This window comes from Providencia sp. PROV040 (assembly GCF_032706145.1).
GTDB lineage: Bacteria > Pseudomonadota > Gammaproteobacteria > Enterobacterales > Enterobacteriaceae > Providencia > Providencia hangzhouensis.
In genome coordinates this window covers 1177906-1190874 of record NZ_CP120530.1, presented here as the reverse complement: position 1 = coordinate 1190874, position 12969 = coordinate 1177906, and the positions used below count along the sequence as shown (strand labels likewise).

Below are 12969 nucleotides of genomic sequence, written 5' to 3'. Positions count from 1 at the left end.
ACTAAAAATAACCTTGGCGCTTTTTCAACTCCATAGAAGCGGATTGGTCGCTATCAATCAGCCGCCCCTGCCGCTCACTCGTTGTGGAAATCAACATTTCTTCTATAATCTCAGGCAGCGTTTGTGCTTCTGATAGCACAGCTCCGGTCAGTGGCCAACAACCTAATGTTCTAAAACGCACTTTTTGCTGACTAATGACTTCACCAGCTTGTAAGTCAATACGGTTATCATCCACCATTAACAAAGTGCCGTCCCGCTGAATAACCGGCCGCTCTTTTGCAAAATACAGGGGAACAATATCGATATTTTCCAAATAGATATATTGCCAGATATCGAGCTCAGTCCAATTTGATAACGGGAAAACACGAATACTTTCCCCTTTATTGATCTGTCCATTATAGTTATGCCACAACTCAGGCCGTTGGTTTTTAGGATCCCAACGATGAGATCGGTCACGGAAAGAGTAGATCCGTTCTTTGGCACGTGATTTCTCTTCATCACGACGAGCACCACCAAATGCAGCATCAAAACCGTACTTATCTAAAGCCTGCTTTAAGCCCTCGGTTTTCATAATATCTGTGTGCTTAGCGCTGCCGTGCACAAACGGGTTAATCCCTAATTTTTCCCCTTCAGGATTACGATAAACAAGTAGCTCAAAGCCGTATTTTTCTGCAGTTGCATCGCGAAACTCGTACATTTCACGAAATTTCCAGCCGGTATCAACATGTAAAAGAGGAAATGGTAGTTTTCCCGGATAAAATGCCTTGCGTGCTAAATGCAGCATCACGGAAGAATCTTTACCAATAGAGTACAGCATGACTGGGTTAGCAAATTCGGCGGCAACTTCACGAATGATATGAATACTTTCTGCCTCTAACTGCTGTAAATGAGTCAATTTTTTGTCGTTCACGATAGCCCCTTACTTAAGCCAGTTCCAATACGGCACTGCGCCATCTTATATCTTCAGTTTGAGAACCAAACCATGCGAGTTGTTGGTGTAATGCAGCGACTTCACCAACCACTATCAAAGCAGGAGCAGGTGCCTGCTGTGCTAACACTTCAAGTTCATCGAGTTTTCCGGTTACTACTTTTTGTTCACGCCTTGTACCACAGCCGATAACCGCTACAGGGGTATTTTCAGCACGGCCAAATTGAATCAATTGTTCGCTGATTTTCGCAGCTTTCACGGTACCCATATAGATAGCTAAGGTTTGGTTTCCTCGAGCAAGTGCCTGCCAATCAAGTTCCATCCCATTTTCACGGCAATGACCCGTAATAAACGTAATGCTTTGTGAATGTTCACGGTGAGTCAGCGGAACTCCTGCGTAAGCGGCTGCACCAATTGCTGCAGTCACACCCGGAACCACTTGAAATGGGATCCCCGCTTGCGCCGCCACTTGTAGCTCTTCCCCTCCTCGCCCGAAAACAAAAGGATCACCACCTTTAAGGCGCACCACTTTTTTACCTTGTTGAGCAAATTTCACGATTAAAGCATTGGTTTCTTCTTGGGAAACACTGTGATTTCCTGCGCGTTTCCCAACACAAATCTTGTCAGCGTCGCGGCGAACTAACTCGAGGATTTCCTCACTCACCAGATGGTCATACAAAACCACTTCTGCACTTTGTAAAACTCGCAACCCTTTTAACGTGAGTAGCCCCGCATCACCCGGCCCAGCACCGACTAAGATTAATTCGCCATGGTTATCAGGCTCATACAATTGACGTTCCAATTGTTGTTCCGCTTCACTGAATTGCCCTTTTTCTACTAAAGAGGCAAAACGACCACTGAAACTTTTTTCCCAAAAACGTTTTCTTTCACGCATATTAGTAAGTGTTTCTTTGACTTTATGACGCCAGCGGCCGGCTATTTCCGCCATTTTCCCCAAAGAAGTTGGCAACATCGTTTCCAATTTTTCTCTGAGTAAACGTGCTAATACAGGCGCAGTCCCCCCTGAAGAGATCGCCACAATCACTGGCGAGCGATCGATAATAGAAGGCACAATAAATGAACATAATGGTTGGTCATCAACTACGTTAACAAATATTTTTCGTTCATTGGCGTCATAGAAAACCGTTTCATTCAGTAATGCATCATCTGTTGCTGCGATAACTAAAAAAGCATCATCTAAATGAATGGATTGGTAATCTTCAGCTAACCAAGCAAATTTATTTTGTTGGTGTTCAGCTTGTAACTGTGTACATAACGTCGGTGAGATGACCACTAAGTCAGCTTGTGCTTTTATTAGCAATTCTGCTTTTCGTGCTGCGACCACACCGCCGCCAATTAACACGACCTTTCGCGTGCGGACATCGACAAATAATGGTAAATAATCCATCTTGCTCACCCATCGTTATATAAACTTATTATAAGAAATAGACAATTGACTATATGGCTTCACGTAATAGGTTTGAAATGACAAAAAGCTCTTTCTTGTAACTGAAAAGCATAAGCCAAAAAATTTGTATAAAAGCCATTAAAACCCGCTAATATCAAAAAAAACACAACACTTAACGCAAACTTATAATATTTATAAGAAAATTAAAAATAAGGGAAAAATAAGAGATACTTATTTTTAATAAAAAGTATCCCTTTGTAATTAAACAAATATTTTATTAAATTCGTAATTATTTATATTTTAAACTCAAGTCATAACGTGAAACATGACTAATCAACACTCTAAATTATTCGAATAGCGCGTAGCCAACAACACTGCAGATTGAATTATGACCTAATCAATATTCTAAATAATTCAAGTTGCAGCTAGGCGGCAAGTAAATGAGTCGCTAGGAGCATACACCAGTATATGACTAGTGCGAGTGCACGTAGCCAACAACGCTGCAGATTGAATTATGACCTAATCAATATTCTAAATAATTCAAGTTGCAGCTAGGCGGCAAGTAAATGAGTCGCTAGGAGCATACACCAGTATGTGACTAGTGCGAGTGCACGTAGCCAACAACGCTGCAGATTGAATTATGACCTAATCAATATTCTAAATAATTCAAGTTGCAGCTAGGCGGCAAGTAAATGAGTCGCTAGGAGCATACACCAGTATGTGACTAGTGCGAGTGCACGTAGCCAACAACGCTGCAGATTGAATTATGACGAATATTTAGTTTTCATGAAGCCCGCACTCACGCTTTAAACCAAAAAAACGCGTATCTTCTTCATTCATACCCTCTTCCCATTTGCGAGTTGTATGGGTATCGCCAACCGATAAATACCCTTGTTCCCACAACGGATGGTAGGGTAAATCATATTTTGTTAGATATTCATAAACTTGCTTATTATTCCAATCAATCACTGGTAAAACTTTAAAAATCCCTTTCCCGATACCTAGTACAGACAAATTTGCACGGCTTGCTGATTGTTCTCGCCGTAAACCAGAAAACCAGGTTTGTGCTTGTAATTCATGTAACGCGCGCTCCATCGGCTCAACTTTATTCAATTGGTTATAACGCTCAATACCATCAAGCCCTTGTGTCCAAAGTTGACCATACAGCGCTTCTTGCCAAGCCGGTGACTGTTTGGCTCGATACACCTGCAAATTTAAATTCAGCTTATCTGTTAACACTTCAATAAACTGATAGGTTTCTGGGAACAAATAACCGGTATCCGTTAAAATAACTGGGATATTAGGCACAATTTGCGTCACCATATGCAATGTCAGTGCCGCTTGAATACCAAAGCTGGAAGACAACACAAACTCAGTCGGTAAGTATTCAACCGCCCACTCAACCCGCTGCAATGCATTCATTGCTTCTAACTGGGAATTAAACTCAGCGAGATAAGCGACTTGTTGGGGCTTATCGAGTTCGATGAGTGTTGCTAGTTCAAGTCGGCTCATACTGCCTCCTTAACCTCATAAAAATCAACAGCAGAATTCAATACGGGCTTAACAACATTGGTGCGAATAACAAAATCGCCAAATCCTTCATTAGGTAGACGGTTTTTCGCCCAATCGCCGATTAACTCATCCAAAATAGCTAAAATCTCTGTACTAGTGATGTTTTCACGGTACATGCGTGGAATACGGGTGCCAATGCGATTTCCACCTAAATGTAAGTTATATCTATCCATCGCTTTACCGACCAGTCCAACCTCTGCCAGCATGGCTCGCCCACAGCCATTAGGGCAACCCGTTACCCGCAAAACGATATGTTCATTGGCAACTTGATGGGCGGCCATGATACTTTCCACTTGACTAATAAATTCAGGTAAAAAACGTTCTGCTTCGGCCATCGCGAGCGGGCAAGTTGGAAATGATACACAAGCCATGGAATTTTCACGTTGTGCCGTAATGTCATCACTCATTAACCCATGAGATCTGGCAATTGCTTCAATTGCCGCTTTTTCACTTTCGGGCACACCCGCAACAATTAAGTTTTGGTTTGCCGTTAAACGAAAGTCCCCTTGGTGAATACGTGCAATTTCAGCCACGCCGGTTTTTAATGGTTTATTTTCTAAATCAATTAATCGACCATTTTCAATAAACAATGTTAGGTGCCAACGGTTATCAATGCCTTTAAGCCAGCCAATCTTGTCACCGCGTTCAGTAAATTCATATGGGCGAATAGGTTCGAAAACTACGCCTGAGCGCCTTTCGGCTTCAGCTTTGAAAGTATCAACTCCCACTCGTTCAAGGGTATATTTGGTTTTCGCATTTTTACGTTCAGTACGATTTCCCCAATCCCGTTGGGTAGTCACTATCGCTTCTGCAATGGCTAACGTTTTCTCTAATGGAATAAACCCAAACTCACTGGCTAAGCGAGGAAATGTCGCCGTATCACCATGAGTCATAGCAAGGCCACCGCCCACCAGCACGTTAAAACCGATCAACTCACCATTTTGGGCTATCGCAACAAAGTTCATATCATTTGCATGCAAATCCACATCGTTTAATGGCGGGATCACGACAGAGGTTTTAAATTTTCTTGGCAAATAAGTTTGCCCTAAAATTGGCTCTTCATCCGTTGTCACTATTTTTTCTTTATCTAACCAAATTTCCGCGTAAGCACTAGTGCGCGGTAATAAATGTTCAGATATTTTCTTTGCCCATTCATAAGCTTGTTGGTGCAATTCAGATTGCACGGGGTTAGAGGTACATAACACGTTACGGTTAACGTCATTCGCCGTTGCAAGGGCATCTAAACCAACGTGACTTAACATTTGATGGGCAGGCTTTACATCCCCTTTTAAAATGCCATGGAACTGAAATGTTTGCCGATTCGTAATGCGCACACTGCCATACAGCGTGTGCTCTGTGGCAAACTTATCAATATCAAGCCATTGCTTGGGTGTAATAATGCCGCCCGGCAAACGACAACGTAGCATCATTGCATGGCGAGGCTCGAGTTTTTGTTCCGCTCGCTCGGCACGAATATCACGGTCATCTTGTTGGTACATACCGTGAAAGCGAATCAACAGGAAATTATCACCCTCAAATCCCCCCGTTAACCCATTTTTTAAGTCATCCTTAATGGTTCCACGCAAGTAATTACTGTCTTGCTTCATGCGTTCACTGTCTGCGAGTTTACCTTCGACAATTAAGGGCTTTTGTTGTTGTTCATTGCTCATTAATAAACATCCCTCTGATAACGGCGCATTACGCGCAACTCACTTAAAAATTCATCAGCCTCTTCACTGTCCATGTTCCCATATTGACTGACGATATCTAATAATGCCTGTTCAACATCTTTGGCCATGCGGTTTGCATCACCACACACATAGATGTGCGCACCTTCTTGTAACCATTGCCAAACTTCTTCACCTTGTTCGCGAAGTTTATCTTGTACGTAAATTTTTTCTTGCTGGTCACGAGACCACGCTAATGAAATATGGGTTAGTAAACCGTCTTTGACATAACGCTGCCATTCCACTTGGTAGAGAAAGTCATCAACAAAATGTGGATTACCAAAAAATAACCAATTTTTTCCTGTCGCACCGTCATTGTCACGCTGCTGTAAGAAAGCACGAAATGGCGCTATCCCTGTACCTGGGCCAATCATGATCACAGGCGTATTTGGGTCTTGTGGCAGTCGAAAATTATCATTGTGCTCAATGAATATACGAAGTTCATCATCCTCATTTAAGCGATCGGCTAAGAAACCTGACGCACCACCAGTACGCGCCTTACCATCAATCTCATAGCGGACAACGCCAACCGTTGCATGAACTTCATTTTCTACTTCAGATTGGGAAGAAGAAATCGAGTACAAACGAGGGGTTAGCGGACGCAGTAGGTCAACAAATTCTTGGGCAGTAGGCTGAGATGCCGCTTGGCGTACCATATCGACGATTGGCGTATTTTGTGCGTAGTGCAAAATAGCGGCTTTATCGCTAATTAATGACAATAGTGCATCGTCTTTTGATAACTGAGCATATTTTTCGACAATCACTGGAGTATTTTGTGTCAGTTCTAATTGATAAATCAGCGCATCACGTAATGAGTGGCGCTGCGAACCAATAAAGACTTCTTCATCACCTTGCAGCCACAACAAAGCCACCAGCTCATCAACTAAAGCAGGGTCATTATCGAACCAAACACCTAGCGCATCACCAGGTTGATAACGTAAACCAGAGTCACCGAGATCAATTTCAATATGGCGAACATCTTTTTGTGAGTCCCGACTGGTTATTTTTTGATTGCTAAGAAGTGACGCAGTCAATGGTGCGGTTTTACTATAAGGTGATGAATGAATTTCATTCACACTTCCTGTTTGAGTCGCCAATAATTGGCTATCACTTTGAGCAGGAACGCGAGCTTTTAAAATCTGAGTGAGGCTTTCAACCCACTCATCCGCAATCCCTTGGTATTCAACATCCGCATCAATTCGCTCGGTTAATGACGTCGCCCCTAATGATGCAAGCTGTGAATCGAAATCTTTACCTGCTTGACAGAATTTTTCGTAAGATGAATCCCCCAGCGCAAAAACCGCATAACTGGTTTGTGATAAATTTGGCGCTTTTTTAGAATGAAGATATTTGTATAATGCAACCGCTTCTTCAGCTGGCTCCCCTTCACCCTGCGTTGAGGCTACAACAACTAACACTTTCTCTTGGTTAATTTGTTTGAATTTATAATCCCCTGCATTCACTAAATTCACACTAATTTTTTCACCGACTAAACGCTCTCTAAGCTGCTCTGATAGGCGGCGTGCATTTCCTGTCTGTGATGCAGAGATGATTGTGACCGTATCTTGGGTAACCACAGGCGCACTGACAGATGCATCAACTTGCGTATTCTGATTTACTATTCCCCACAAATAACCAGAAAGCCATGCGAGTTGATGGGATGAAAAATCATCAACGGCCGTCTGTAAACGTGCTAATTGCTCAACAGATATTGGCAGCGCCGCTAATGGCGGCTGTTTTTTTGTCATTATCTTGTAACCCCAGTGTTATTCATCTTTGATTTTAAAAACGACGCCATGTCATTACCCCAGAAAAGACCGACAACCTAACACTTGCTCATTCACCCAAATAATTAAGGTAATAAAGCAAAAAATACCGCAGTACCTGAAACATATAGGGTATGCAGTTAGGTTATAACAACCCTAGATAATGGGATAAGAAACGATAGCCATAATTAATAACTAAAAAGCCTAAAGCAATTAACTGATGGATCATATTGATAAAAGCGGTTAACGCTATTTTAGTAATTAAAGATATTTTCACCTAAAAATGCAGTACAATACGCTGTTTATTCATAACAAGGAGCCACATATGAGCACAACAATCTATAAAGATTTCACTTTCGAAGCTGCCCACAAATTACCTCATGTCCCAGAGGGCCATAAGTGTGGCCGCCTCCATGGGCATTCTTTCATGGTGCGTTTAGAAATTACTGGTGAAGTCGACTCCCATAGTGGTTGGATTATTGATTTTTCCGATGTAAAAGCCGCGTTTAAACCTATTTGGGAACGCTTAGACCATCATTATTTAAATGATATCGAAGGGTTAGAAAACCCAACCAGTGAGGTATTAGCGCAGTGGATTTGGCAACAAACTAAGCCTTTGCTACCCTTATTAAGTGCAGTTACCGTAAAAGAAACCTGCAATGCAGGTTGCGTCTATCGCGGGGAAGCTTAAAAGTACAAGTGCTACAAATATAATGTAATGTTATTTTACGCAGCCATTTTGATAGCTGGGCAAAATAACATTCATAAATATAGAAATATAATATAGAGACACAAGCACCTCAGGCGGCAAGCTTAATAGATTTTGAAAATAAATGAGGGGCAAAAAGCAATTAGTGGCTGGCATTCCCCCCTTGAAATTAAGGATATAAAAACTTTAATTTGACATAGTGCATTAAATTATAACCTGATCTATTATTTACCATTATTTACTCTTAATAAGGCAGGGAAAATGCATTTATTTCAACAAACACCAAAATCCAGAAGGCGTTATGGACTGGCCGCATTTATTGGTCTAATCGCTGGTATCGTCTCTTCGTTTGTCAAATGGGGGGCTGAAGTCCCATTACCACCAAGAAGCCCAACGGATATGTTCAACGCAGCTTGTTCGCCAGAAACGCTGATCCGTGCAGCAGAACAAATTGACTGCTCACGTAACTTCCTCAACCCACCTTATATTTTCTTAAGGGATTGGTTAGGAATTGCCGACCCTAACTCTGCAGTTTACACCTTTGCTGGGCACGTTTTTAACTCTGTGGGTGTTACTCACATCATATTTTCTATCGTGTTTGCTGTCGGATATTGTATTGTTGCTGAAGTATTCCCTAAAATTAAGCTATGGCAAGGGTTGTTAGCGGGTGCACTGGCGCAATTATTTGTCCATATGATTTCTTTCCCTCTTATGGGGCTCACCCCTCCACTCTTCGACCTACCATGGTATGAGAATGTTTCAGAAATATTTGGCCATTTAATTTGGTTTTGGTCTATTGAAATTATTCGCCGTGACTTACGTAACCGTATTACTCATGAGCCAGATCCTGAAGTACCATTAAACCAACCATTTAGATAATTTAAAGGCCCCCAATGAGTGTTTTCTAACTCTTGGGGGTTACTAAAAACCATCGCTATTTTTTATTATTGAATATCCAAATACTTATGTGTTTGAATTGATAAACGCCAGTTGCGTTGAATACAGGTTTCAATACACAATTTTGTTGCTGCCGCTTTTTGGCTGATTGGCTGTAATGCCACTACTGGAGGCGTTTCGACAGTACGCAATGCTAAAATTTTCTCAAGTGCTTCAATATCTTTCTCGCGAGCAACAGGATGTTTAATTTCATTGGCACGATTTACTGCTTGGTTGATCACCTGTAGTCCTCCTTTCATACCGACTTTTGGTGATACAGTAACCCATGTGTTATCAGTGCATTGAATAGGGTATGTGCCGCTAGTTTCAATTTGGCATTGGTATCCATATTGTTCTAATATTCCAGTCAGTGGCTGTAAATCATAAATACAGGGCTCACCGCCTGTAATAACAATATGCTGTGCGCTGAAGTGTTTTTCTTTCATTAATTGAACCAATGCCTCACCATCTGCCATAGCCCATGCATCTGAATCAATCGTTTTAAGTGCGATATCCCCTAGGGTCGATTCTTTATCTTGTTCTTTTTCCCATGTTTGTTTGGTATCACACCAGCTACATCCAACTGGGCAGCCCTGTAAACGAATAAACACAGCTGGAACACCAGTAAAAACCCCCTCTCCCTGAATGGTTTGGAAAATTTCATTAATTGGGTATTTCATATCACTCCTAAAATAGTTAGCTAAGCACGCATTATATTGCAGATATCTATCTCACGAACAAGGAAGTTTGTGATAATGTAGCCACCTTAGGGTTCAATAAAGTACGTCCGACTGAATAAACAATACCGAAAGCCTATTCGGAACAACATATCGAACGAAGAAAAAGACAGGAAAAGACATGCAAAGTAGTGAACAAAATCAACTCAGAAAGGGGCTGAGTGTTCGGCACATTCGCTTTATGGCTTTAGGGTCAGCGATTGGTACCGGCTTATTTTATGGGTCTGCTTCCGCAATTCAAGCGGCAGGGCCTGCTGTGCTACTCGCTTATATGGTCGGTGGTGCCGCTGTATTTATGGTCATGCGAGCCTTAGGCGAGATGGCTGTGCATCACCCAGTACCCGGTTCATTCTCTCACTACGCTAGCCATTACATGGGTCCCTTAGCTGGTTTTTTAACTGGCTGGAACTACGTATTTGAAATGTTGGTCGTTTGCTTGGCTGATATTACCGCCTTTGGGATGTACATGGGGTTTTGGTTCCCTCATGTCGACCAATGGGTGTGGGTATTAAGTATCGTGCTATTTATTAGCGCACTCAATTTATGCCACGTTAAAATTTTTGGTGAAATGGAATTTTGGCTGTCTATCGTAAAAGTCTCTGCAATCATCGCAATGATTGTTGGTGGAGCCTTCTTAATGTTCTACGGCTTCGGCCAAGAAACTGACCATGCGGTGGGTATCCAAAATCTATGGGAACACGGTGGCTTTATGCCAAACGGCATTGAAGGCGTTATCGCGTCCTTAGCTATCGTAATGTTCGCCTTTGGGGGTATCGAAGTGATCGGTATTACCGCCAGTGAAGCGCAAAACCCAGAGAAAACTATTCCTAAAGCAATCAATGCGGTACCCATTCGTATTTTATTATTCTATGGGTTAACACTTTTTATTCTGATGTGTATCTACCCGTGGAATCAAATTGGTCAAAATGGCAGTCCATTCGTCCAAATTTTTGATAGCTTAGGCATTCAATCAGCGGCAAATATCTTAAATATCGTGGTGATCACTGCGGCAATTTCAGCTATCAATAGTGATATTTTCGGTGCTGGTCGCATGATGTATGGTATGGCACAAGACAAACAAGCACCAAAAGTCTTTACCAAGTTGACGAAAAGTGGGGTGCCTTGGGTCACTGTACTGGTGATGTCTGTTGTCATGTTACTGGGCGTTTATTTAAACTACCTACTTCCAGAAAAAATCTTTGTGATTATTGCGTCAATCGCAACCTTTGCGACCGTTTGGGTCTGGTTAATGATACTACTTTCTCATGTCGCAATGCGCCGCCAAATGAGCCCTGAAGAGGTTAAAAAACTCAAATTCCCTGTACCGTTCTGGCCAATTGGCCCTGCAATTACTATCGCATTTATGGTCTTTGTTATCGCGCTACTTGGCTTCTTTAAAGATACACAAGTTGCCCTTCTCGTCGGGTTTGCATGGGTCGCTATATTGAGCGTCACCTTCTTTGTCATGCGTAAATTTCAAAAACCTTAATCGACTAAAGCATTCGTAAAGTAAATTTAGGCCCTATATTTATATGATATAGGGCCCTTTGTTACCTATTTTGGTATCAAATGAGCGCTTGCTTAATATCGGCAATCAAATCATTAGCGCTTTCTAACCCAACTGACAAACGAATAAGCCCATCACTAATCCCATACTGTTTTCGTTCCTCAGCAGTGTAAGTAGAATGGGTCATACTTGCAGGGTGCTGCGCCAATGACTCACAATCACCTAAGCTAACCGCACAAGAAAATAGCTGTAAACGGTTCAGAAACTGCTTACCCGCCTCAAGTCCCCCTCCAAGTTCAAAAGCAATCATCCCTCCAGGCAGCTTCATTTGCCTTTGAGCTAATGTGTATTGAGGAAAAATCGGTAAACCCGGATACATCACTTGAGAAACTTCAGATAGTGAGGCCAAATATTCCGCAACTTTCTGTGCATTCTCAACCACTCTTTCCATTCTGATTGGCAGTGTTTTCATTCCTCGCAATATCAGGTTTGCATCATGAGGGGATAAACATGCTCCAGTCATATCCTTCAGCCCAACCAATCTGATTTGCTTCGCTAATTCCTCAGTTGTTATAACAGCGCCAGCCATCACATCACCATGCCCATTCATATATTTCGTTAATGAATGAACAACGATATCCGCCCCAAGCTCAAGTGGTTTTTGAATGTAAGGAGTACAATAGGTATTATCTACTGTCACCAATATTTCTTGGTTATTTGCAAGGTTATATTGATGAACGATATTGCTCACAGCATTAATATCAACTAAGCGCATATTTGGGTTTGCAGGTGATTCAAAAAATATCATCTTTGTTTTTTCAGTGAGTTCCTGTGCCACATTATTTGGGTCACTCATATCAATGTGACGAACTTTGACACCAAATCGAGCTAACCCATGATGAAAGAATGCATATGTACAGCCATAAACCGTCATATCAACTAACAGCTCATCTCCTGGGCTTAGTAAGGTCCAAAGAGTCGATGTTATTGCCCCCATCCCTGAAGAAAATACAATTGCGGCATCCCCCTCTTCTAAATCAGCAAGCCGCTTTTCCAACAAACTTAATGTTGGGTTATTTATTCGTGTATAAATATACCCATCCGATTCACCGCTAAAACAAGCGACACCTTCTTCAACACTATCAAATACGTAAGTTGACGTTTGATAAATAGGAGAAGCTAGTGATCCTAAATTTTCGGCTGCATCATAGTAATTATGTATCACACGCGTATCAAAAGAATACAGTCTATCTAATATCATACCACCTCCGAAATATTATCCCTCTTGGGGGGAAGACAATCGAGAACCCATTATTTGCAAGGTTCGTAAAACGGTACTAATTCCACGTAATGTATTTGGATCTTTTAATAAAGCATACACCGAACGAAAATTTGGATTTTTACTATTATATATTTCCTCCATTTTAGCCATATTATATGCAGTGCCGAATTCCCAGACTGGCGCTAGAATATCCTCAAATGAGTTTGCCAGTTTTTCTACCGTGCTATTATCAGTAATGTCAATAAGGTCAGAAATTAGAGAAAGTAAATCAACAATATTATCTAAACGATTCAATTGTAATAGCGGTGCTAATTTGTCTGCGAAATGATCACCCGACTCAGAATTAAGAAGTTCAATTAGTTTACTTTGATTTTCATTATTAGACATTTTGATTTCC

Annotated in this window: 11 protein-coding genes; 3 read left to right on the top strand and 8 right to left on the bottom strand. The window is 41.6% G+C overall.

The features are described 5' to 3' along the window. Position 1 precedes the first annotated feature (1 nt). The 5 genes from cysD to cysJ form a co-directional block, all read right to left on the bottom strand. Positions 2 to 910, bottom strand: coding sequence for a sulfate adenylyltransferase subunit CysD (gene cysD, locus P3L40_RS05350; protein ID WP_196732879.1), 909 nt, complete (start codon positions 908 to 910; stop codon positions 2 to 4). Between the two features lie 13 nt (positions 911 to 923). After that, positions 924 to 2336, bottom strand: a complete 1413-nt coding sequence (gene cysG, locus P3L40_RS05345; protein ID WP_210853621.1) for a siroheme synthase CysG — start codon at positions 2334 to 2336, stop codon at positions 924 to 926. Positions 2337 to 3113: 777 nt separating this feature from the next. After that, on the bottom strand, positions 3114 to 3848 hold the full coding sequence (cysH, locus tag P3L40_RS05340) for a phosphoadenosine phosphosulfate reductase (RefSeq protein WP_004260748.1): 735 nt from the start codon (positions 3846 to 3848) through the stop codon (positions 3114 to 3116). After that, positions 3845 to 5578, bottom strand: coding sequence for an assimilatory sulfite reductase (NADPH) hemoprotein subunit (gene cysI / locus P3L40_RS05335; RefSeq protein ID WP_210853694.1), 1734 nt, complete (start codon positions 5576 to 5578; stop codon positions 3845 to 3847). Before cysI ends, cysH begins: the two co-directional genes overlap by 4 nt. Beyond that, positions 5578 to 7383: an NADPH-dependent assimilatory sulfite reductase flavoprotein subunit gene (gene cysJ / locus P3L40_RS05330; protein ID WP_210853693.1), complete on the bottom strand. Its 1806-nt coding sequence runs from the start codon at positions 7381 to 7383 to the stop codon at positions 5578 to 5580. The genes cysI and cysJ overlap by 1 nt, the downstream gene beginning before the upstream one ends. A 343-nt stretch (positions 7384 to 7726) precedes the next feature. On the opposite strand from cysJ, the gene queD reads away from it, so the two are divergent. Together queD and P3L40_RS05320 are read left to right on the top strand one after the other, a co-directional pair. After that, positions 7727 to 8092 carry a 6-carboxytetrahydropterin synthase QueD gene (queD, locus tag P3L40_RS05325; protein ID WP_004913900.1) on the top strand — a complete coding sequence of 122 codons (366 nt, stop codon included), beginning with the start codon at positions 7727 to 7729 and terminating at the stop codon, positions 8090 to 8092. Positions 8093 to 8371: 279 nt separating this feature from the next. Next, positions 8372 to 8989 (top strand): YagU family protein, encoded by a 618-nt coding sequence (locus P3L40_RS05320; protein ID WP_004260761.1) that lies wholly within the window; start codon positions 8372 to 8374, stop codon positions 8987 to 8989. 65 nt (positions 8990 to 9054) lie between these two features. Here P3L40_RS05320 and queE read toward each other — a convergent pair whose 3' ends face one another. After that, positions 9055 to 9726 carry a 7-carboxy-7-deazaguanine synthase QueE gene (queE, locus tag P3L40_RS05315; protein WP_136133946.1) on the bottom strand — a complete coding sequence of 224 codons (672 nt, stop codon included), beginning with the start codon at positions 9724 to 9726 and terminating at the stop codon, positions 9055 to 9057. Positions 9727 to 9904: 178 nt separating this feature from the next. On the opposite strand from queE, the gene P3L40_RS05310 reads away from it, so the two are divergent. Further along, positions 9905 to 11272: an amino acid permease gene (locus tag P3L40_RS05310; RefSeq protein ID WP_094960907.1), complete on the top strand. Its 1368-nt coding sequence runs from the start codon at positions 9905 to 9907 to the stop codon at positions 11270 to 11272. A 76-nt stretch (positions 11273 to 11348) separates the two neighbouring features. Here P3L40_RS05310 and P3L40_RS05305 read toward each other — a convergent pair whose 3' ends face one another. Together P3L40_RS05305 and P3L40_RS05300 are read right to left on the bottom strand one after the other, a co-directional pair. Next, positions 11349 to 12551, bottom strand: coding sequence for an aminotransferase class I/II-fold pyridoxal phosphate-dependent enzyme (locus P3L40_RS05305; protein WP_272693337.1), 1203 nt, complete (start codon positions 12549 to 12551; stop codon positions 11349 to 11351). Between the two features lie 15 nt (positions 12552 to 12566). Continuing rightward, positions 12567 to 12959, bottom strand: a complete 393-nt coding sequence (locus P3L40_RS05300) for a hypothetical protein (RefSeq protein WP_110592302.1) — start codon at positions 12957 to 12959, stop codon at positions 12567 to 12569. Positions 12960 to 12969: the final 10 nt, after the last annotated feature.

Excerpts from the sequence above, each read along its gene's own strand:
- cysI (WP_210853694.1), bottom strand. The coding sequence starts at position 5,578 with ATGAGCAATGAACAACAACAAAAGCCCTTAATTGTCGAAGGTAAACTC.
- P3L40_RS05320 (WP_004260761.1), top strand. The coding sequence starts at position 8,372 with ATGCATTTATTTCAACAAACACCAAAATCCAGAAGGCGTTATGGACTG.
- P3L40_RS05305 (WP_272693337.1), bottom strand. The coding sequence starts at position 12,551 with ATGATATTAGATAGACTGTATTCTTTTGATACGCGTGTGATACATAAT.
- P3L40_RS05310 (WP_094960907.1), top strand. The coding sequence starts at position 9,905 with ATGCAAAGTAGTGAACAAAATCAACTCAGAAAGGGGCTGAGTGTTCGG.
- cysG (WP_210853621.1), bottom strand. The coding sequence starts at position 2,336 with ATGGATTATTTACCATTATTTGTCGATGTCCGCACGCGAAAGGTCGTG.
- queD (WP_004913900.1), top strand. The coding sequence starts at position 7,727 with ATGAGCACAACAATCTATAAAGATTTCACTTTCGAAGCTGCCCACAAA.
- cysH (WP_004260748.1), bottom strand. The coding sequence starts at position 3,848 with ATGAGCCGACTTGAACTAGCAACACTCATCGAACTCGATAAGCCCCAA.
- P3L40_RS05300 (WP_110592302.1), bottom strand. The coding sequence starts at position 12,959 with ATGTCTAATAATGAAAATCAAAGTAAACTAATTGAACTTCTTAATTCT.
- cysJ (WP_210853693.1), bottom strand. The coding sequence starts at position 7,383 with ATGACAAAAAAACAGCCGCCATTAGCGGCGCTGCCAATATCTGTTGAG.
- queE (WP_136133946.1), bottom strand. The coding sequence starts at position 9,726 with ATGAAATACCCAATTAATGAAATTTTCCAAACCATTCAGGGAGAGGGG.